A 21,971-nucleotide genomic window follows, 5' to 3' on the forward strand; every position below is an offset into this window, starting at 1 on the left:
AGTTATATTCACGCGATTCCGATTCCGACGATTTCTTCATTCTGTTCACCACTCAGGCACGCAACATCTCTTCGATAAATCACACGCCCGTGTCATGGATCAGCGTGTTGCCGTCTGCCTTGGCGAGGCACAAAACCTTCAAAGACCCGCATAGATCGCAGGAATCACCATCGCGAGCAGCATGGCCGCAGCTGCAAGAACGCAAATCGCGCGCACGATATTGCAACGACGTCCTTCCTTGCGTTCACGTTCTTTCCTGTAATCATTCACAACGCCTTATTGTATCGACCCTTCAGGATTTAACCTCCATGTCCGTTATGAGGTTCAGCTGCACCAATGATTCCCGCATGCGCTAGATTAGAGACATCATTCATTTGCATGCAACAGCAAACAAGGAGCGGGTATGGAAAACGAACCAATGGCTTGGGGCTGGGGATTGGCTTCAATCGACGAAGCGGGCAACACGCTGGACGTGTGGTACCCGACACCGAAAATGGGGCCGGCACCCGATGAAGCGTCACGACCGAACCACGGTTTCGGCGCAATGGCTGACGAACAACCAGATGCGCGCGGTGTACGGCGTGTCCCAGTGTTCACGGAGTCCTCACTCGATGCCCCCATTGTAGATGCCGCTGACGCTTATCTACGACTGCATTTGTTGAGCTTGTGTCTGGTCAAGCCGAACAGTATCAACCTCGATGGAATATTCGGCAAACTCTCCAACGTGGTGTGGACCAATTACGGTCCGTTTGCCGTTGACAACTTCGCCTTGCGGAAGATGGATGTGATGAACGCCGCCGCGAAATGCCGCAACATGGACGGCGGCATACCCACCACCCTTGTCGATGTCACCGTCCTCGCCCTCGACAAGTTCCCCCGCATGATTGATTATGTGGTTCCCGAAGGCGTGCGTATCGGGGATGCTGATCGAGTGCGCCTCGGAGCTCACCTGGCGCCCGGAACCACCGTGATGCACGCCGGATTCGTAAACTTTAACGCCGGAACACTCGGAACCTGCATGATTGAGGGGCGCGTTTCCCAAGGAGTCGTAGTTGGCAATGGATCGGATGTCGGCGGCGGTGCCTCGATTATGGGCACACTTTCCGGCGGCGGCAAATTGCGCAACTCGATCGGCGAGCACAGTCTGTTGGGAGCCAACGCTGGCATCGGCATCAGCTTGGGCGACAACTGCGTTGTCGAAGCAGGCCTTTATATCACAGCCGGTACAAAAATCGCAATTCACGACAACGCCAAGACCGAGGCCGGTGAGCCACTTGACGTGGTCAAAGGCGCTGATTTGTCCGGCAAAGACAACATCCTCTTCATTCGCAATTCAATTAGCGGCGCCATCGAAGCCCGATACCGCAAGAACGGTATCGCCTTGAATGAGAAGTTGCATAAGAACTGACACGACGTTCGCAAACAAACAGTCCGCTCATCAGACCTGCTGGAAACCATATGATTCCCAACTTGTCTCCGAGCGGACTTTCTTATCTGCACCTATAGATGCATTTACATCACCAGACGCTTAGCGCTGATCAATCGGCACATATTCACGTGCGGCTGGACCAATGTAGACCTGACGAGGGCGGCCGATTTTCGTTTCCGGATCGTCCAGCATCTCACGATATTGGGCAATCCAGCCGGGGATTCGACCAAGCGCAAACAATGGGGTGAACATCGCCGCGTCAAAACCGATGATTTGATAGAGCAGACCGGTGTAAAAGTCCACATTCGGGTAAAGATTGCGGGAAACGAAATATTCATCATGCAGAGCGATGTCTTCCAGTTCCTTCGCGATAGCGAACAACGCGCGTTCATCAGCCGGCAGGTGGCTGTCGACATCACCGCGAGCCATAAGCTCTTCCAGATACTGTTTGGCGACCATCGCCCGAGGATCATGACACTTGTAGACACGATGTCCCAAACCCGAAATGCGGACGTTGTTCGCCTTAGCGTTTTCAACGAATTGACTCACGCTTTCGTCGGAATCACGAATGGCTTCGAGCTGTTTGAGCACGGCTTCGTTGGCACCTCCGTGCCGAGGCCCTGAAAGCGCATTGATTCCAGCTGCTACCGCGGAATAAAGATTGGCATGAGCGCTGCCTGCAATGCGTACCACGGAAGTTGAACAGTTCTGCTCATGATCCGCGTGGATAATCAACAAACGACCCAAGGCATGAATCAGAAGTTCATCCGACCGGTAAGGCTCGTAAGGCACAGCAAAGCACATCCGCAAAAAATCATCAATATAGCCGCGGGCGACATCAGGATAAAGCATCGGCTCATCACGACGACGACGATAGATATAGCTCACTATCGTACGCGCCTTGGCCATAATGATACGAGCCGACTCATCCAACTGCTCGGGATCACTGACATCAGTGGTATCAGGGTAGAACGCAGCGAGTGCATTAATCGCCGAAGCAAGCACACTCATCGGTTGCGCGGAACGCGGGAATGAAGCCATAAAACTACGAAAGTCTTCCCCCACCATCGTTCGGCGGTTCAAATCAAGGCAGAACTGATCGTATTCAGCCTGGGTCGGTAGCTCACCGTACTGCAGCAACCAAGCCACTTCAAGAAAATCAGATTGCTCACACAATTGTTCAATCGGATAACCACGATAACGCAGGATTGAACGCCGACCATCGATGAATGTAATTTTGGATTTGCACTGGGCTGTGGTCAGGAAGCCCGGGTCAAGGGTGACGAACCCATCATTCTTGAGAGACGAAACAACGATGCCGTCGGCTCCCTCCGTGGCCTTAACCACAGGCAGGTTGAATTTGCTGGCATCCACATCAAGTTCTGCCTGCGTCATGCTTTGTCCTCCTTCAACGCTTCGGCGGCCATCGGATTCTCGAGAATCGACCTCCGGAACAAGCCCGAATCAATAAGTGCAATCACTTCGGATTGAACATACCCTATTGCATAAATGGGAATAATGGCAAACCATGTCCATGTACTGCACATCTGTACATTTAGAGGCGCTATGAAATTGCCGCACCCCTCCACCACGAAGCGAATGCAGCAATCCAACGAACTAAAAGACGCACCTATTCACGAACGGTAAGGATTTCCGGGCCGTTGTCGGTGATCGCGATGGTGTGCTCGCTATGTGCACCGTTGGACCCATCGGAACTGCGCAGAGTCCAACCGTCACCGGTGTCCTGATAGATTTCATCGGTGGTCTTCATGAACCACGGTTCGATGGCGATGGTAAGACCGGGACGCAACTTATAACCATGATGTCCCTTACCATCGTTGGGAACGAAGGGATCGCCATGCATCACACGACCGATTCCGTGCCCCCCGAACTCCATGTTGACAGCATATCCATGACCGTGCGCCACCTCACCAACAGCTGCGGATATGTCACCCAGACGGTTCCCAGACTGCGCCGCAGCGATACCAGCCGCAAGCGCCTCCTGGGTGCACTTGATAAGCGCAACATCCTCTTGATTGGGATTATCTCCGACCACAAAGCTGAGAGCAGAATCTGCACACCATCCGTCGATGCTCAACGCCAAATCAAGGCTGAGTAAATCACCGTCTTTGAGGGAATAATCATAAGGCACCCCATGAAGCACTGCATCATTAACCGACGTGCAGATGTAGTGACCGAACGGGCCGGTACCAAAATCCGGAGCGTAATCGACATAGCAGGATTCAGCACCTTTCCGACTTTCTATGCGGCGTCTGACCAGATCATCGATCTCAAGCAGATTGGTGCCGACTTTAGTGGTCTCCTGCAACTCTTTGAGAATACTTCCGACAAAACGACCAGCCACCTTCATCGCGGCGATTTCCTTTGGTGTTTTCAGTTCAATCATGCCTTCACCCTACTTCGTCAGCCAAACAAAATACCCTTGGACGGCAAGCGCCGGCACGCTTAATGCGATACCGGCGCTACAGCCCCAAGGTCTTTAATCCCAACACATCAACACTCATGCCTTGCCAAAGCGGAAAGCCCTGATAATCGCTAGCGCGCCCATGATCACCATCGTGCAGCCGGTAAAAATGATCAGAAAAATAACAGAGGTGAATGGGGAGCAGAGCAACACAATGCCTGCAAAAACAGAAATAACGGAGTAGAAGATGGCCCATCCTGATTTCGGAAGACGCCACGTCTCCACCAATGCCATGATTCCTTCCATGATCCAACCAATGCCAACGGTAAGAGTGACCAAGATCGTCAGCATTGCGGATGAAAGGATGGTGTTCTTCAGCATGATCACACCACCGATCACCAAAAGAAGGCCGACCAGGATATCAAGAACGCGCCATCCTCCAGGCAGACCGTTTTCGACGATGGCACCGATAACTCGCATGGCACCGGAAATCAGGAAATATATACCCAGAACAACAGCGAAGACCTCCAGAGTCTTGCCTGGCCATGCCAACAATGCCAGGCCAAGCAGCACAGCAACAACGCCTACCACACCATAGACCATACGGATGGTCTTTTTCGCCTGCGTCGGCAGCCATTCCTCCACCAATTTAAAGGGGTTCATTCGCCACCATTCGTCATTGTACAGCCCGTTCAAGCCACCGGCCGCTCCGAATGGAACGCCATGGCCATTCTGCGAATCCTGGTACTGACCGTCCTGCGCAGGGCTGGAATAGGCTCCAGCGTTCTGATATCCCTGCGCATTCTGGTTCGGGTCGTTGACGTACGGACCATACCCACTTGAACCATTGGTACCGTATCCGGTCTGACCTGCACTTCCATTATTGGGTTGACTCTGCCCGTTCGCATTGCCCGCGTTGACATCTGAACGATTGCCGTACATATCATTATCCTGCATAACACTCTCCTAATCACTTGTGTTTCATTTATAACAGGCAAAATGTAAAAAGTATTCCGAAACAGCACGGACACGAAATAAAAAATGACCGTTCCAATTTTTTCGCTATCTTTTTCCGTTTCAAAACCCATACGCATGTCAGCAAACGCCGCTACAGTAGAGCCATGTCTATACCTTTGATTTCCGGCCTTGATACCACTTCTTTCTCTGGGGTCATCAACCCCGGCGATGACCTTTTCCGTTTCGTTAATGGCCCTTGGATCGATACATACGATCTGCCTGACGATCGATCACGTTATGGCGCCTTTGATAAACTCGCTGAAGATTCAGAACAGCAGGTTCGAGAGATCCTCGAACGAACGGATTGCCCGGCACACAAGTCACAAAGCCTCTACCAAGCATTCCTCGACACAGACACAATCGAGGCAGCCGGCATAGATCCCATCAAGAATGCCCTCAAGCGCATAGACAGCGCCGAAAGCAAAGCCGAACTCACAACCATCCTGGGAGAACTTAGCATCGTCGGAGGGCCCGACTTCTTCGATTGTGGAGTCTATGGCGATCCAGAGGACCCAGAACACAACATCCTGCACATTGAGCAAAGCGGCATCGGACTGCCCGATGAAGCCTACTACCGCGATGCCCATTATGAACCAATTCGCAAGCAGTACGTCCTCATGGTCGCCAAACTGCTGAAACTGGCTGATTATGGCGATAGTGATGAAACAGAGACAAGCGCTAAACGTTTCCTACAATTCGAAACCGAACTCGCTTCGAATCACTGGGACAATGTGGCCACGCGAGACTCACAGAAAACAAACAATCCCACGAATTTGGAAACACTGGCTTCAACGCTTTCGCATTTTGACATTCGTTCCTGGCTTGGAGCACGGCAGTCCGCCTATGACGCATTGCAGGCTTCAAGGGAGCAACCGTTGAATTTCACAACGGCATTCGCGCGCACCATCGTCCATGAGCCAAGCTTCCTTTCAGGCTTCGACAGCCTTTGGAACAACAGTGATCTAGATGACTTGAAACTGTGGGCACGAGTGAGCATGATCTGCGGTTCAGCAAGCATGCTTAGCGACAATTTCAACAAAGCACATTTCGATTTCTACGGCAAAGTTCTTTCAGGAGCCAAGCAGCAGCGCGATCGTTGGAAACGTGGGGTTTCTCTGGTCAACAGCATCTGCGGAGAAGAGGTCGGCCGCGAATACGTTCGCGTGCACTTCCCCGAAAGTTCGAAGTCGAGGATGCAGCAGCTCGTCGACAACATCATCGAAGCCTATCGCGTCTCCATTTCCAGCAGTGATTGGCTGAGCGAAGCCACCAAAGCCAAAGCTCTTGAAAAGCTTTCGAAATTCAGGCCGATGATCGGATACACAAATCACTGGCGCGATTACACGGCTTTGGACATCAGGCCAGAAATGAGCCTAATTGAGGACCTTAATGCCGCAGCGGCTTACGAAACCGGTTTCCAGTTTTCCAAGATAGGTCAGATCGCTGACCGTGAGGAATGGCTGATGAATCCGCAGACGGTTAACGCATACTATGAACCGTCCATGAATGTCATCGTCTTCCCTGCCGCCATCCTCCAACCTCCGTTCTTCAATCCGAATGCGGATGACGCAGCGAATTATGGCGCGATAGGGACCGTCATCGGACATGAAATCGGTCACGGTTTTGACGATCAGGGAAGCCAATACGACGGAGACGGAAAGCTCAACGATTGGTGGACTGCCGAAGACAAGGCGAATTTCGAAACCCTTACCAAGGCCCTTATCGAGCAGTACAATCGCTTCATTCCTGCGCAACTTCAGGAAAAGTACACAGATGACCTGAGCCAGGCTCCGCACGTCAACGGTGCATTGACCATAGGGGAAAACATTGGTGATCTCAGCGGTGTCAACATCAGCCTGAAAGCCTACGCTTTCGCACTTGATGAAGCCTCCGGACATCCCATAGACGGCTCTGCGCAGGCGATTTCCGCTTCACTGGAAAGCGCACCGGAAATCGATGGCTACACCGGACTACAACGTTTCTTCCTTAGTTACGCCTCAATCTGGCGTACTGTACAGCGAGAAGAACTAACCGAACAGTACTTGCAGATCGATCCGCATTCCCCTGCGGAATTCCGCAGCAATGGAATCGCGCGCAATGTTGATCTGTACTACCAAGCGTTCAACGTGACCCCGGAGAACAGACTATGGCTCGATCCAGAGGAGCGCGTCCATATCTGGTAAGACATCGCCAGTTGCTTACCTCGACAAGACCCTTGAATCAAGCCTAAAGCCCATATGCCCAGCCGGTCTTTGCAATGAAAATGTTGCAAAGACCGGCTGCATTGAACAATCATTGCAGATGCTCAATCCGCAACGTTACGACTCAGAAGCTGCTGGTTGGCCGGAAACTGTGTCGGGTTGTTCGAACACTACACTCGCATCCCAAGGATCGTTATTCTTCCGACGGGATAGAGTTTGCTCATTGTCATTCAGATCACTGTCAACAACCCCATCATCAGGATGCATATCCCCTCCTTCCGGCTCCCCAAGATTCGGTTTGTCACGTTGAAATACTGAAATGCCGAAGTTCAAATCATGACCCACACTTGTCGCTTCCATCACTATCTTGCTGCGCTTGGTCCCATCATGTTCCCACTCTTCAGTGGCAAGAGCGCCAGTTACCACTACTGGGTCCCCTTTTCGCAGACTCGACAGAACGTTCTTTGCAAGCGTTCTGAACACCTTTACGGTAATCCATGTCGTCGGTCGATCGCGCCATTTGTTGGCTACAGCGTTGAAATACCTGGGCGTACATCCAACCCTGAACGAACATGCTGTAACCCCTCCTTCTTTGCCGAAACTTTGCGGATCCGTGCCCATGAATCCCGAAATCGTTGCTACCCCTTGCTGTGCCATTTCGACCCCTTCCATGTTCACTTTGCCTTATCAATTTGGACTGCGGGCTTCTTGAAAGCATGCCGCGAATGCAAACGCCTACGCGAATGAATCCCTGCGCTAAAGCGACCCACCAGAGCAAGAACCCCGCAGTTCCATCAGTATGCAACAGGAAAGATCACGAACTCAAGGCAAATCAGGCACTGTGGTCGAACGCTCAGACCGCTGGCGCGTCGTGGATACGATGTGGACGAATCTAGCGTTATCCACCAATTCCCACACCATAGAGTACTGAGCCGATAGAGCCGCATGCAATTCATAGCTCTGCAGACAGCTCGTGTCGAACTTCAGAAACAGATACACAACAACCGGTTTAATAACTTTAATATCTCCGATAATGGAAATAATGCAGGACCCCATCCCGCTTTTCAACAATGAGGAAACCAGTGCAAAACAATTAATAGCCCACACTTGCGCGAAGGCGAGGCGACTCAATAATAAAACACGGTCGGTTCGCACAAAGAAGAACCGACCGCTAAAAATTAACAGAACAATGCTCAGAGCATATCAGTGTACCGCTTCAAAAGCACCTGCGCCGCAGCGTCTCCATCAACCTTAGCCATGTTGTCCCCGTTGCGGTGGCGAATCTCGATGGTTCCATCGTTAAGATAATCACGTCCGACGACCGCGATCAATGGCGCACCAAGCAACTCGGCATCCTTGAACTTCACGCCGGGAGAAACCTTCTTACGATCGTCGTAGATGACCTCAAGCCCTTCAGACTCAAGCTGTTCAACAAGTTTCTCAGCACCATCGAACACCTCTTCCGTCTTGCCCGTAGCAACGACGTGCACAGCCGCCGGAGCGAGGTTGGCAGGCCAAGCGAGACCTTTGTCGTCATGATGGGTTTCAGCAATGCAAGCCAGCACACGAGAAACACCGATGCCATAGCTACCCATCCATATCGGCACGGTTTTACCGTTCTGGTCAAGAACCTGAAGACCGAGTGCCTGAGAATACTTCAATCCGAGCTGGAAGACCTGACCGATTTCGACCCCGCGCTCGAAGCTCAGCGGCCCCGAACCATCCGGACTCATATCGCCATCACGAACCTCGGTCGCTTCGACAGTGCCGTCGGCTTTGAAATCGCGGCCGTAAACCATATTGAATGCGTCAACACCATCCTTGTCGCCACCGGTAACCCATGAAGAGCCCTGAGCAACATGCGCATCAACAAGATAGCGCAAGGGATTCTTGATTTCAGATCCTTCCACACGAGCCTGCGGTCCCAGGACGCTTGGTCCGATATATCCTTTGACCAGTTCGGCATGGGCCTTCAAATCAGCATCGTTGGCTTCTTCGATCTCTGACGGAGCAAATTGCGCCTCAAGTCGTTTCATGTCGACTTGACGGTCGCCGGGCAGCGCCACAACAACAACCTCACGCCACGGCTCATCATGCTCTTCGTCTTCGGGATGCTTAACCGCGATGACCACGTTCTTGAGCATATCCGACTGCGTCCACTGGCGACCATCTTCACGCGCATAAAGCGCGTTGCACTGATTAACCATTGCATCGACACTCTTGGCATCGGGCAGATCACGCAAGATCATTGCAGGAGTATGAGAGCAATCAATCGCAGACATCTCAGGCGTGGTCAGAGCCTCTACGTTCCATGCCTTACCCGAAGGCGCCTGAGCGAACGTATCCTCTCCGATGGCCATCGGAGAGAGGAACTCCTGTGATTCAAATCCTCCCATGGGCCCAGAAACCGCGTGAACCATGATGTAGTTCAAATCGAGGCGTTTGAAGATACGCTCATAAGCGTCGCGCTCTTCAACATACGCTTTTTTCAACCCCTCTTCGTCAAGTGTAAATGAATATGCATCCTCCATAATGAACTCGCGACCACGCACCAAACCCGCACGAGGACGGAACTCGTCACGGTACTTGGTCTGAATCTGGTACAGCGTCACCGGGAGATCTTTGTATGAGGAATACATGTCCTTGACCAGAAGGGTGAACATCTCTTCGTGGGTCGGGGCAAGCAGATAATCGGCCTCATGTCGATCTTTGAGACGGAAAATGTTCTCTCCGTATTCTTCCCAACGATGCGTCGCCTCATAGGGCTCTTTCGGAAGCAGTGCAGGAAAATGAACCTCCTGACCACCGATGCCATTAATTTCCTCGCGAATAACGGACTCGATCTTGTTCAGGACGTTCAGTCCCAACGGTAGCCACGTCCAGATGCCGGGTGCTGCCTTGCGGATATAACCAGCTCGCTGAAGGAGACGTGCCGAATCAACGTCGGCATCAGCCGGGTCTTCGCGAAGCGTACGCAGAAACATTGTGGACATACGAAGTGCTTTTGTCATAGTCCTAAAATATTCGCGCGAGCAGACATTGCAGCTATAAAGAGCCACAGACACACCGGTCGCACTCCCTCACCGCAACCGCCATATCAAAGCTTCGGTGCCCTGTCGGATCCTCTCCTCAATCAATTATTCGAAAGAAAATCAAATAAAGGACAAGGAGTTTCATCCTGTAAAGTACAGATTCAGAAGAGCCCGTCCTGCGCGAATTCATCTTCTGCACCGGCACCACGCCTGATAAATGCTTCTTGGCCTTCAGTGGCCAAGCTCGTGCTGGCTGCTTCGGACTCTCTGCGCAGCTCACCGTCCAGAAGAACTGCATCGGGGGAAACAAGGAATGCACGCTCACTGATGCCATCGAGATAAAGACCGTCAAGATTCTCGACTCGAGAGAGCGCTACATATCCCATACCCGGAGCAAATGAACGCCGCAGATCCATCACAGCCTTGTCCAGCGTCATGCCTTGGGACTTGTGGATGGTAATGCCCCAGGCGCAACGCAACGGCACTTGCTTGACACTGGCCAAAACTGTCTCCCCGTCCATCATCTCCCATGAAGACGGCCTCATAATCACCGTATTACCATTTTCGAAGGTAACGATGGGCCAGCCTCCCTTGGCTTCGGAAGCGAATCCCTCCACAGTGCCGATTGACCCGTTGACATACTGATGGTCAGCATCATTGCGCAGGGCCATAACCGCGGCACCATTCTTTAAGCCAAGTACTTCAGGAGCCAGCATGCTCTTTTTCAGACTTGCAACAAGATTGGCAGGGCCCACGGATTGCGCATGGTATTCGTGAATTTGATCGTTAATTTGTGACAATCGCAGATCATTGAGCATATCGGCCTGCCTGTTGACAGGAAACAGATGAACCGCCACCTGCCCTAAAGCCGGGGCTTTACCGATGCGTCCGGCGAGTACATCGTGGTCTTCCTGAGTGACGTCACCCTCTCGAATGTCGGTAAGAACTGTCAGCAGCTGCCCGTCGTCCTGTCGATGCTGACCGGTGAGATAACAGACCACGGGATTCAACTGATTCCACGCCAAGGACTCAGTAACAAAACCACCGGGATTTTTGCCGGTATCGGCGTAACGCTGGCGAGATATCTGCAACTCAGAACTGGTCGGCGCATCGTTGTGATGAAACGTCCTGTTGACAGGAGGCAGCTGGAAAAAATCACCGGAAAGCACGACTTGCAAGCCACCGAACGGCTCTGGGCTGTGCCGTAGTGTTCGACATACGTCATCAACCATATCGAACAGCCATGCAGGCATCATCGAAACCTCGTCAATAACAAGGATATCCACAGCTTCGATCCTACGTTTTCGACGCGATCGAATGTGCTTCATCAGTGTCTGAGTCATGACTTCGGCAACGCCGACACCGCTCCAGGAGTGAATGGTCTGTCCATTGATATGAGTTGCCGCGATTCCCGTGGAAGCGGTGACCGCCACGGACGCTCCACGAGCACGAGCAGCGCAAATGAATTCGTTGAGAACATAGGTCTTACCGGCACCGGGCGCACCGGTAATGAACGCACTCGCGCCCGTTTCGAGAATCGTCAGAGCCTCCGACTGTCTCATGTTTCCCTCCCGATCAGGTTTCGATTCGCTACTAGGCAAGACCCAGGTCGATCCGAAATACCAAAGTCCTTGAGCGCCAAGCACTATGCGGCACTCCGGATGTCGGTGCCAGAAAACGAGCGACTACTTGTTCAACAGGCTTGTAGCCTCAATGCGAGCCGCTAAGCTCTTGGCCTGATCCCCATCCGGGCCCGGCGACGGCACCATGAGTGCCTCACGGTAATAGCGCAGCTCATCAAGCGACTCTATGATGTCTGCAAGCGCACGATGCCCGCCGTTCTTGGGAGGGCGATTCAGATACACCGACGGATACCAACGACGCGCAAGTTCTTTGAACGTGCTGACGTCAATGGTTCGGTAATGCAGATGGCTCATAAAGCCCGGCATGTAGTGGTCAAGGAACTTCTTATCACTGCCAATGGTGTTGCCGGCAAGCAACGGTTTGACCCCATCCGGAGTGAAGCGCGCGACATACTCGCTGACTTTCTGCTCCGCGTCGACAAGAGTGAGGCCATTCCCCCATTCGTTGATGAGGCCGGAACGTGTGTGCATCGCACGCACAAAGTCACCCATGTGATCCACGGCTTTTTGCGAGGGCTTGATAACGTAGTCCACACCTTCATCGAGCACATTAAGTTCAAAATCTGTGGGAACGACCGACACCTCGACCAGCTCATCACCGCCGAAAATATCAAGACCGGTCATCTCGCAGTCGATCCAAATCAGCCGCGAATCCTTCGAAGAATATGTCTCATCATCGTCGATATCAACCATGTTTGCTTCCTTTTCGATGCCAACTTCAGAACTCTACAGACTATCGCACGCGCCAGACTCTGCGCAATCCATGGCTGACCGTTGTCAACAGCACGATTACCAAATTTCACAATGCGTCCGATTTATGAGAAGGTACTTCCTCTCGCTAGGCCGCCGTGCCAAATGTCCTTAAAACAACAGAGGGGCCCCGGCCGCCGCCGAGACCCCTCTAGCTATCGTTAAGAGTACTTCCTAATAAGCACTCAGTTTTGGTGAAAACCGCTGTAGTTCGGTGCTTCGGCAGTCATCACGATGTCATGCGGATGCGATTCACGCAGACCGGCATCAGTGATGCGAATGAAACGTCCCTTTTCGGACATCTCCCCAATGTTGTGAGCGCCGACATAGAACATCGACTGATGCAGACCACCAATCATCTGGTACAGGACCGCATTAAGCGGACCACGATACGGTACTTCGCCTTCGACGCCTTCGGGAATGACTTTGTCTCCTCTGGTTACGTCAGCTTGGAAATAACGGTCCTTCGAATAGGACTTCTTGCCTCGTGGCGCCATCGCACCCAACGATCCCATGCCACGGTATATCTTGTACTGCTTGCCATGAAGCAGAACCTTCTCACCCGGGGTTTCATCGCATCCAGCAAGAGTCCCACCGAGCATAACGGTGGAGGCACCTGCAACCAACGCCTTGGCGATGTCTCCCGAATAATGGATACCGCCATCAGCGATACAAGGCACGCCTGCCGCACGGCAAACCTGCGCAGCATCATAAACCGCAGTAAGCTGAGGAACACCGACACCTGCAACCACTCGAGTGGTGCAGATCGAGCCCGGTCCGACACCAACCTTGACTGCATCGACACCGGCATCAATCATGGCCCGAGCGCCGGAAGCGGTGGCCACATTACCACCGATAATCTGAACGCCATCGAAAGCACTGTCGGACTTGAGGCGCTTGATCATATCCAAAGCCAGACGAGCCTCCCCATTGGCCGTATCCACGACCAGCACATCGACGCCCGCCTCCATAAGAGCCGAAGCACGTTGCCATGCGTCACCGAGGAAGCCAATGCCAGCCGCCACGCGCAAGCGTCCTTGATCATCCTTGGTAGCATCCGGGTACTGCTCGGTTTTCACGAAATCTTTAACGGTGATGAGTCCGGTAAGCCTTCCTTCGTCATCCAGCAACGGCAGCTTTTCAACCTTGTTCTTGGCCAGAAGATCGTGGGCATCCTCACGGGAGATGTTGGCAGGACCTGTGACAAGATTGTCTTTGGTCATCACATCCTTAACCTTCAACTGATCATAATCTTCGGGAAGAATGAAACGCATGTCACGATTGGTGATGATGCCAAGCAGCTTGTTGTCGCTGTCGACCACCGGCAGACCCGAAATATGGAAACGGCCACAAAGCTTGTCCAAATCGGCAAGAGTGGCGTCCGGATTGACGGTGAGTGGATCGGTGATCATACCCGACTCACTACGCTTGACGATATCAACCTGCGCGGCCTGATCGTCGATGGAAAGATTGCGATGCAACACACCAATGCCACCATTACGAGCCATGGCAATAGCCATATCCGACTCGGTAACCGTGTCCATAGCCGCAGAAATCATCGGCACTTTCATCGTGATTTCACGGGTGAGATGCGTAGTGGTGTCCACCTGCGAAGGAATAACATCGGTTTCGCTCGGCATTAGCAGGACATCATCGTATGCAAGTCCCAATTTCTCGAAAACTGGAGGCAGTGGACTGAAGGATGCTTTGGTATCAGGTTGAGAATTAATAGCCATAACCCAACTATATGGGGGTGGGATGACGAAATTCACATCCCCCGGAGTTGCTTCTGATCCTCCGAATGTCTGGGACATTGAGCCACAGGTTCCTCCAGCTTCTGCATCTCAAGCCATCTACGCATCAGATAGGGCGAAAACGTACAGATTGCAAGAATCACGGTGGCCACCATCATGCCGACAAGTACGTACTGCCACCTAAAGAAGAGAATCATGATCGATCCAAAGGAAATCAGTGCGGCCCAACCCCAAAGAATAAGAACGGCACCCTGTACACTGTGGCCGATGCGAAGCATGCGATGATGCAGATGCATACGGTCAGGGTGCATCGGTGACTGGCCTTTGCTCAACCGCCGAACAATCGCCAGACACATGTCAAGCACCGGCAAGAAAAGGACCAAAATCGGCAACATAATCGGCATGAACACCGGTAAATAGATACTGGTATGAACGGAAGCGGGATCAAGATGCCCGGTCATGATAATCGATGCACAGGTAATCATGTAGCCCAGTAACATCGATCCGGAATCTCCCATGAACAACTTGGCGGGATGCCAGTTATGAAGGAGGAAACCGACGCAGATCCCCACCAAGGCAACATCAAGCAGCGTCGCCATCGAAGCATAACTGGGCGTCGAACGTGCAATGACATAGGAATATGCGGCAAAGGCGATGCCTCCAATGGCCACGATACCGGAAGCAAGGCCATCGAGACCATCAACAAAATTAACCGCGTTAATCGACGCGACGATAAGGAAAGCGGTTATGGCCATCGAAATGCTGGGCGAAGCGGTGATCAAAGATCCGAACGGCAAGAAAATAATCTGCACCCCGCCCCAGGCAACAAACACTGAAATAAGCAACTGTCCGGCCAACTTAAGCATCCAATCAAGGTCCCAAAGATCATCAGCCACGCCCAACAGACAGATAAGCACCGCCCCGGCAAGTACCACCCATGCCTGTGACGAACCTACAAAAAGACCTGAAATAAAGGGCATCTTGCTAGCGAACACGATCGCGACTGTAAGACCCATGAGCATTGCCAACCCACCCATACGAGGGGTTGGAACCGTGTGCACATCTCTGGCACGAACCTCACCGACCGCGCCGATTTCAATGGCAAGATGACGCACTAAAGGAGTGACCAACCAAGTGACTCCTGCCGCAATTGCAGCGATAAACAGGTATACCCTCACTCTTTCACGCCCCTGTTCTCGGAATTCGCCAGAGCTCGAAGAAGACGAGGTTCACTGATAACCCCTTCACGGAGGATACGAATACCATTGGGCTCATTGGCATCCGCCGCAACCACGGTGCTGGCGACATGGCTGGAAGTCGGACCACCGTCAAGATAAAGATCCACCTCATCACCGAGAGCCGCAACCGCTTCCTCGACAGTTTTAGGGCTTTCTCCCCCGCTGCGATTCGCGCTCGAACAAGCCAAAGGTCCTGTGACACGCAAAGTTTCCAGACATGTCTGAGAATCGGGAACACGCACCGCCTGGGTACGCTCGGCCTCCTTTTCTTTGTGCAACGTAACCAAACGAGAGTCCTGCCTTGCGACCGCGATCGGCGAAAACGGACCAGGGAGAAACACCTTTGACAAGCGCGCCAAAGCATCGGGAAGATAAAGCCCCAGCCCCGCTAAATCATCAACGGAAGAAAGCAATACCTGCAACGCTTTGCTGCGCGGGCGACGCTTTGCTACATAAATCCCGTTCACAGCCCCGGCACTGAACGGATTTGCTGCAACTCCGTAGACCGTATCGGTCGGCAATACGACAAGTCCGCCTTCACTGACGATTTTGGCAGCCAACGCCAACGAGTCTTCGTCAATTGCGCGTACATCATTCATATTGCCTCCAACATCTCAAAGTATGCATTAATTGCACCATTGCACCCCGACTTCACCGACCAAACATAACCGATCACAGCACGGCAATTACATCCTCATTACGTCAGCCGCTCGCCCCGCTCATTCGACAGTATCCAAACGCTTTCCAAAGCCACCGAATAAGCCCAACTAGCTTTTGACGGCAAAAAGATAACGCGATCTTCCTGTGAGATCATTACCCGTTCGCACTTGGCAAAAACCATGTGTCCTGGCGAAATCAGCGAGCGACTCGCCTTGTGAGATGTCGTGCTCCATTACCAATGCACCGCCGTGTCGGAGCAAACTGTACGCACGCATTATGATGCGCTCCGGAATGCGTGTACCATCAGCACTACCGCCATACAACGCCATTTCCGGGTCATAATCACGCACTTCGGGTTGTTCGGGGATTTGCTCGAGCGGAACATACGGCGGATTGGAAACCACTGCATCAATGCTTCGGTCCAGATGATCCAATGTAGCGGGAATTGTGGCATCGGCCTGAACGAGATGATAGCGGGATTCGACCGACGGCTCCTGCTTAACGACTTCTTGATTATTGTGCTTGATCCATTCAAAAGCTTCATCGGACTGCTCAACGGCCCAGACTTCACTATCTTGCACTTCCGTGACCATAGAAAGGCCGATTGCCCCGCTGCCAGCACACAAATCGACCAAGCGACTGTTGTCGACATGTTCATGATTTAGCCAATCAATGACTTCCTGAACAACGATCTCCGTTTCCGGTCGGGGGATAAAAACACCCGGCCCCACAGCCAAATCCAAATAACGAAAAGGAGCGTGCCCAACGATATACTGCAACGGTTCCCGGCTTTTACGCCGTGCCAGCATTACAGACAACCGTCGAATCGCTAACTCTTCGACATCGTTTTTATCGTCGGCAGCTACAGTTCCCATTGTATTGAAACCACTGGTATCCCGTATGCCAGCTTCACTCGCTCGATTCAAACTGGCAACTGCATGCAGCGGAGTACCCAGCAAAACGGACTTCTCGACATCGCTCGGCGAAACCCCAAAGGCCTCAGCAAACAGCAGTTTGGCATCATTGCGCGGGGTATCAATTCCCGCATCTTTCAGCCATCCAGTTGCCTTCTGCAGAATTTCAGATGTCGAGTCCACCATGTGCCGATGCCTCCCCACAAACTGTTACCGAATCAGTTGCCTTTGGACATGCGATCGGCCTCATCGGCCTGGATGTCGCTATCGATAACCGCCTGCAAATCGCCGTCCAGCACCTGATCCAAGTTGTACGCTTTATAATTCGTGCGATGATCGACGATACGGTTTTCTGGGAAATTGTACGTACGAATACGTTCCGACCGATCAAGCGAACGGACCTGGGAATGCCTCATATCGGCAGCTTCGGCGGCCTCCCGCTCGTGCTTCATCGCCAACAATCGAGATTTCAACACACGAAGCGCGGCAGCACGGTTCTGAATCTGCGATTTCTCATCTTGCATATTCACTGTGATGCCCGTGGGGATATGGGTCATACGCACCGCAGAATACGTCGTGTTGACGGACTGTCCTCCGGGGCCCGAACTCATGAAGATGTCAATCTTGAGATCCTTGGGATCGATCTCAATCTCGTCGTCATCCTCATCGGCTTCAGGAAAAACGATGACACCGGCCGCGGAGGTCTGGATGCGCCCCTGCGACTCGGTAACAGGGATACGCTGAACACGATGCACTCCCCCTTCGTACTTGAGGCTCGCCCACACGCCCTCTTCGGGGGTCGGCGTGCCTTTAGCCCGAATCGCGACCTGCACATCCTTGACACCACCAAGCTCGGTTCCATTTTCGCTCTGAATAGTGGTAGTCCAGCCGCGCTTTTCAGCATAGCGAGTATACATTCGCAACAAATCTGCGGCAAATAGTGCCGCTTCCTCCCCACCGGTACCGGCCTTAATCTCCATAATCACATCGCGTACGTCATCCGGGTCGCGAGGAATCAACGCATTGCGCAGCTTTTGTTCTGCCTCGGGAATTTCAGCTTCTAGACGCTTAGCTTCCACAGCAAAATCCGGATCTTCACTGGCCATCTCTTTGGCGGCCTGTGCATCGTCCTTTATGCGCTTCCATGCACGATAGGCCTCGACGATGCCACCGAGCTGAGCATGACGTCCACCCAACTTGCGAATTGCCTTGGGGTCGGAGGCAATCTCGGGCTGGCTCATTTGGCGCTCAAGATCCTCATACTCCTCCAATGCGCTCTGCGCCGCCGGGAATTGATTATCTGCCATGCAAAGTCCTTCATTCTGTGCTCATGATAAGCAACAACGCGAAAGTATGTGTTTGGGTACAAAAAACGCCAGCCATGGTCCGGACATAAAAGCCCGAACCAGCATGGCTGGCGTAAAGAATGCTAGTTGCTCTTCTTGCCGTAACGCTTCTCGAAGCGTGCGACACGGCCACCGGTATCGAGAATCTTCTGCTTGCCGGTATAGAACGGATGGCAGTTGGCGCATACATCAACCGTCATGTGATCGCCCGGAGCGGTGGAACGCGTAACGAACGTATTGCCGCAAGAGCAGGTAACCTGCACTGCGTGATAGTCGGGATGGATACCCTGCTTCATAATGTCTCCTAAGGAATTCAGGTGACCCGGGTCGCCTAGCCCCGATGGCCGGACGTGAACCGGAACAGTGAAATTGTACCAACGAGCGTTGACCTCTGTCCCTTACAAAGAGGCGACCAAAATGAGCCGCTTCCACTTTCGCAGATCGAACAACAGCTCTCGCTGTGATAACCGCAAGAATGGTCAAATCATACCCGAATTATTCCGTGAGCCGATTCGATTGCGAGCAGACTGTGCAACATGGAAACATCAAAGACACCGGAACTGCGGCATAACCTGGAGCACCAAGGCAGACGCAAATTCCATGACGCAGAGTTCAACATACCGACCAGTTTTTGCCGGCATCGCATATTGACGACTCACCTTGTTGCCGACATCCGAAACCCGAAAGACGGGGCACAAACCGATTCTTTAAGCCCATCCAACCCTGCCATGCGCGCAAAAACGGAAAAATCCCTGCAACCGTTGAGGTTGCAGGAATTTCATAAAGTGGGGCCTCAGGGGCTTGAACCCTGGACCGACGGATTATGAGTCCGCTGCTCTAACCGACTGAGCTAAAGCCCCACGCTGGCAAAAACCAACGCGGCCAGTTTAGCAAAGGCTCTGACCATCATTCGTTGAGCGTTGTCACAGGGATTGCGAATCGAGATATTACTGCCTTCTTACAGCACGGCCCGAAGCAAAGCGGTCAAGCGCACCCGTCCTGGCGATGGCCAAATACAACACCCAACTCATCACGCCGGCGATCAGCGCGCCACCGATAACCTCACAAACCATGTGCGTGATGCCCCTTGCACTGAGGAATGCCACACCTTGAAATCTGAAAACAAGGACGAAGATACCATATTCGACAGCCGTCAGAACCCCTGAAACGACAGTCAGCGGAAGATTGAACCGCCGATACCGCTCAATGGTGAAAGGCAGCTCGGCGAATACACCCTGCAACAAAGCGGAGAGAAATACGAAACCGAACGAATACGAATTGCCGAAAACCATCTCCGCAACACTGCCGACGAAATTCACATAGACTGCTGCCCCGGGTTTGCGAATGATGAGCACGGCCAACGGACCGGAAAAATACCAAAAAGCATGCAGGAGACTTGCCACGCCGGGCAACACAGCACCAAGTAGTGGAGAAATCCACGAATAGGCGAAATTGAACCCCCAGAACACTACACCACAAGCCACACCCAAGGCCGCACCGACTGCAATATCCGCGGCACGCCAACGCAAACGAGATCCCCTGTTCGCAGGAATCTGCGCTACGGCGTCAGAGGGACGGGATATGGATTCATTCGACTTGACAGAAGACGTTGAAGACAATCGGGATGATTGTTCCGGCTTTGAGACATGAGCGGCCATGGTGATTCCTTGAATTTCAAGACCGCGCACAGCAGTTATCCCAACGCCCCTTGACCTGCGCGGCTCGGGCGGAGACGTCATTCGACACTCTAGCAGACAAGTGCATGAACCGTTCGTCTAAGACCAATTGCGTTACCAAGGATTTCAGTTTCCAGGTAGCTTATTGAATCACTGGAGTGCATCAAACCGTTTAACCATCAAATCAAATGGCCCGTAGAGCGGTAGAAGCGCCATCCTATTCGGAATGTCACCAGTTTACATGGTCGACAGGCTCATTGAGCGGCTGATGGCGCACATTGGAAAGCATCAGCGCACCAAGCTCTCCGGCAGCACGTCGTTCGCGCTTCTCGAGCTCAGGAGTACCAAAGTCTTCTTTCGTCGCCATTAGACTCGTGGCGGTCGGCACAGCCCGGAAGAACGCAAAAAGACCGCGCATAACCACATCTGGCACCAATGCATGGCGGTTCGAACCGCCTGTTGCCGCCAATACCACAGGCATATTGATGATCGCGTCTCGGGGCACAAGATCCCAGAACGCCTTGAACAAACCGGAATACGAAGCCTTGTAAATCGGAGAGGCAACAACAAGCCCATCGGCGGCCCCAACTGCGGCAATCGCGGAATCGAGACGCTCACCGTATTTGTCACCTACGGAACCTTTGGCTATATCGTCGGCCAGGTCCCGCAGCGTGATCATCTCAACCGTTACTTCCTTACCCCGAACTTCGAGGTAAGCCCGAGCCTTTTCGCTGACTTCCTGCGCCAGACGACGCGTACTGGAGGGTTCCGAGATTCCTGCATTGACAACCGTCAGGTGGCACTGAACCATTTCCGTTTCCGCTTTGGCGGCCAACGTTACGATATCATCCGTCTCTTCAAAACCCACAGTGCGCTCCTCCTCGTAAACATGACTTCGTTCCCGATGCCCATTTCTACTCATTACCGACATGCATCATAACGCCCTTCGGCCAAATCCCGCATGCCCAATCACCTTGCAAATCTACCACTTTAACGCGCCCGACACGGAAAAATCCCATACCATTAGCACAAAAGAGGTAACTGTATTCACAATAGACACCCTTAATGCCTTTGTACATGTGAGATTTTTTACCTTTGCCGACATGACGCGACATCACTCGCCGCAGATTTTGACACAAGTCTCACATGCGAAACAACACATGGACATGGCTTTTCATCCGGTCGAGCAGACGATTACCGAACAAATGGATAGCCTCATTGCCCGTTGTTTTCAACGTGTTTGGCAAACGCCTCGGCAAAACGACGGAGGAAATCTTCGGAACCTTCAACAACCTTGCCATTCTCATCCAATCCAGTGACCGCATTGAAATAAAGCTCAGGTTGCCCCATAAGACGCATATCGAGGAAGAGGGCAACGTTACGCAATGCCTGCTGCGCTTGCGTGGTGCCGAGCGCTCCCATCGACGCACCCACAATGGCTGCGGGCTTGCCGCTAAATGAATTTTCTCCCCATGGACGCGAGGCCCAATCGATGGCGTTCTTCATGACTCCGGAAAAACTGCGGTTGTATTCCGGCGTGACGAAGAGCACACCGTCGGCGGCCTCCACTTTACGCTTCATTTCAGTGACGCTGGACGGCAGATCACCATCAAGATCTTGGTTATACAGAGGCAGGTCCATGTCAATGTAGTCGAATTCCACATCCTCGGGAGAAAGTCGCTCCACATTCTTGGCAAGACTCTTGTTGACGGATTCCCTACGCAACGATCCTACAAAAACGGCGATTTTGACCATGACACCACTCCTTGTTTCTTTCCCTTGTCGGGGTTTATCAGACGGCGTACACTTTGTGCGACATCTTACTTTTGCTCACCTCCGCAAACGATGTTTCTCATTGCAACGTATAAGCGGATAAGAATGATGCT

The 21,971-nt window shown here is 52.6% G+C and carries 19 protein-coding genes and 1 tRNA gene; 2 read left to right on the top strand and 18 right to left on the bottom strand.

The genetic code is table 11. The features are described 5' to 3' along the window. Positions 1–138: 138 nt before the first annotated feature. The gene (locus GA0061077_RS07135; protein WP_267886411.1) at positions 139–270 is read right to left on the bottom strand and encodes a hypothetical protein; all 132 of its coding nucleotides are present in this window, start codon (positions 268–270) and stop codon (positions 139–141) included. A 133-nt stretch (positions 271–403) separates the two neighbouring features. On the opposite strand from GA0061077_RS07135, the gene dapD reads away from it, so the two are divergent. Continuing rightward, on the top strand, positions 404–1,408 hold the full coding sequence (gene dapD, locus GA0061077_RS03405) for a 2,3,4,5-tetrahydropyridine-2,6-dicarboxylate N-succinyltransferase (protein WP_091847463.1): 1,005 nt from the start codon (positions 404–406) through the stop codon (positions 1,406–1,408). A 120-nt stretch (positions 1,409–1,528) separates the two neighbouring features. Here the strand turns inward: dapD and GA0061077_RS03410 are convergent, their stop codons facing one another. The 3 genes from GA0061077_RS03410 to GA0061077_RS03420 all read right to left on the bottom strand — a co-directional run bounded on the left by GA0061077_RS03410 (position 1,529) and on the right by GA0061077_RS03420 (position 4,811). Continuing rightward, entirely contained in the window at positions 1,529–2,824 is a 1,296-nt protein-coding gene (locus tag GA0061077_RS03410; RefSeq protein WP_091847464.1) for a citrate synthase, read from the bottom strand. 235 nt (positions 2,825–3,059) lie between these two features. Further along, positions 3,060–3,836, bottom strand: a complete 777-nt coding sequence (map, locus tag GA0061077_RS03415; protein WP_091847465.1) for a type I methionyl aminopeptidase — start codon at positions 3,834–3,836, stop codon at positions 3,060–3,062. Positions 3,837–3,950: 114 nt separating this feature from the next. Then, positions 3,951–4,811, bottom strand: coding sequence for an HdeD family acid-resistance protein (locus tag GA0061077_RS03420; RefSeq protein WP_234696481.1), 861 nt, complete (start codon positions 4,809–4,811; stop codon positions 3,951–3,953). 164 nt (positions 4,812–4,975) lie between these two features. Between GA0061077_RS03420 and GA0061077_RS03425 the strand changes: the two genes are divergently transcribed. Further along, on the top strand, positions 4,976–7,054 hold the full coding sequence (locus tag GA0061077_RS03425; protein WP_091847466.1) for a M13 family metallopeptidase: 2,079 nt from the start codon (positions 4,976–4,978) through the stop codon (positions 7,052–7,054). A gap of 135 nt (positions 7,055–7,189) precedes the next feature. Here GA0061077_RS03425 and GA0061077_RS03430 read toward each other — a convergent pair whose 3' ends face one another. The 14 genes from GA0061077_RS03430 to GA0061077_RS03500 all read right to left on the bottom strand — a co-directional run bounded on the left by GA0061077_RS03430 (position 7,190) and on the right by GA0061077_RS03500 (position 21,840). After that, positions 7,190–7,729, bottom strand: a complete 540-nt coding sequence (locus tag GA0061077_RS03430) for a single-stranded DNA-binding protein (RefSeq protein WP_159426906.1) — start codon at positions 7,727–7,729, stop codon at positions 7,190–7,192. A 536-nt stretch (positions 7,730–8,265) separates the two neighbouring features. Beyond that, positions 8,266–10,065, bottom strand: a complete 1,800-nt coding sequence (locus tag GA0061077_RS03440) for a proline--tRNA ligase (RefSeq protein ID WP_091847469.1) — start codon at positions 10,063–10,065, stop codon at positions 8,266–8,268. A 200-nt stretch (positions 10,066–10,265) separates the two neighbouring features. After that, the gene (locus tag GA0061077_RS03445; RefSeq protein WP_091847470.1) at positions 10,266–11,666 is read right to left on the bottom strand and encodes a PIF1 family DEAD/DEAH box helicase; all 1,401 of its coding nucleotides are present in this window, start codon (positions 11,664–11,666) and stop codon (positions 10,266–10,268) included. A 123-nt stretch (positions 11,667–11,789) separates the two neighbouring features. After that, complete coding sequence (gene orn, locus GA0061077_RS03450) at positions 11,790–12,440, bottom strand: oligoribonuclease (protein ID WP_091847471.1); 651 nt, start codon at positions 12,438–12,440, stop codon at positions 11,790–11,792. Between the two features lie 242 nt (positions 12,441–12,682). Continuing rightward, positions 12,683–14,233, bottom strand: coding sequence for an IMP dehydrogenase (guaB, locus tag GA0061077_RS03455; protein ID WP_091847472.1), 1,551 nt, complete (start codon positions 14,231–14,233; stop codon positions 12,683–12,685). Positions 14,234–14,265: 32 nt separating this feature from the next. Further along, on the bottom strand, positions 14,266–15,429 hold the full coding sequence (locus tag GA0061077_RS03460; RefSeq protein WP_091847473.1) for an MraY family glycosyltransferase: 1,164 nt from the start codon (positions 15,427–15,429) through the stop codon (positions 14,266–14,268). Further along, positions 15,426–16,088 (bottom strand): L-threonylcarbamoyladenylate synthase, encoded by a 663-nt coding sequence (locus GA0061077_RS03465; RefSeq protein ID WP_091847474.1) that lies wholly within the window; start codon positions 16,086–16,088, stop codon positions 15,426–15,428. The genes GA0061077_RS03460 and GA0061077_RS03465 overlap by 4 nt, the downstream gene beginning before the upstream one ends. Before the next feature lie 168 nt (positions 16,089–16,256). Then, positions 16,257–17,249 (bottom strand): peptide chain release factor N(5)-glutamine methyltransferase, encoded by a 993-nt coding sequence (gene prmC / locus GA0061077_RS03470; RefSeq protein WP_091847475.1) that lies wholly within the window; start codon positions 17,247–17,249, stop codon positions 16,257–16,259. A gap of 32 nt (positions 17,250–17,281) precedes the next feature. Continuing rightward, positions 17,282–18,370: a peptide chain release factor 1 gene (prfA, locus tag GA0061077_RS03475; protein WP_091847476.1), complete on the bottom strand. Its 1,089-nt coding sequence runs from the start codon at positions 18,368–18,370 to the stop codon at positions 17,282–17,284. 122 nt (positions 18,371–18,492) lie between these two features. Beyond that, the gene (gene rpmE, locus GA0061077_RS03480) at positions 18,493–18,705 is read right to left on the bottom strand and encodes a 50S ribosomal protein L31 (protein WP_091847477.1); all 213 of its coding nucleotides are present in this window, start codon (positions 18,703–18,705) and stop codon (positions 18,493–18,495) included. A gap of 490 nt (positions 18,706–19,195) precedes the next feature. Next, positions 19,196–19,269, bottom strand: a tRNA-Ile gene (locus GA0061077_RS03485). 87 nt (positions 19,270–19,356) lie between these two features. Continuing rightward, positions 19,357–20,067 carry an ECF transporter S component gene (locus GA0061077_RS03490; protein WP_091847648.1) on the bottom strand — a complete coding sequence of 237 codons (711 nt, stop codon included), beginning with the start codon at positions 20,065–20,067 and terminating at the stop codon, positions 19,357–19,359. A gap of 247 nt (positions 20,068–20,314) precedes the next feature. Further along, on the bottom strand, positions 20,315–20,953 hold the full coding sequence (locus tag GA0061077_RS03495; RefSeq protein ID WP_159426907.1) for a CE1759 family FMN reductase: 639 nt from the start codon (positions 20,951–20,953) through the stop codon (positions 20,315–20,317). Between the two features lie 347 nt (positions 20,954–21,300). Continuing rightward, entirely contained in the window at positions 21,301–21,840 is a 540-nt protein-coding gene (locus GA0061077_RS03500; protein ID WP_091847479.1) for an NADPH-dependent FMN reductase, read from the bottom strand. Between the last annotated feature and the right edge of the window lie 131 nt (positions 21,841–21,971).

The sequence above is a fragment of the Bifidobacterium commune genome, from assembly GCF_900094885.1.
In the GTDB taxonomy this organism is placed as follows: domain Bacteria; phylum Actinomycetota; class Actinomycetes; order Actinomycetales; family Bifidobacteriaceae; genus Bifidobacterium; species Bifidobacterium commune.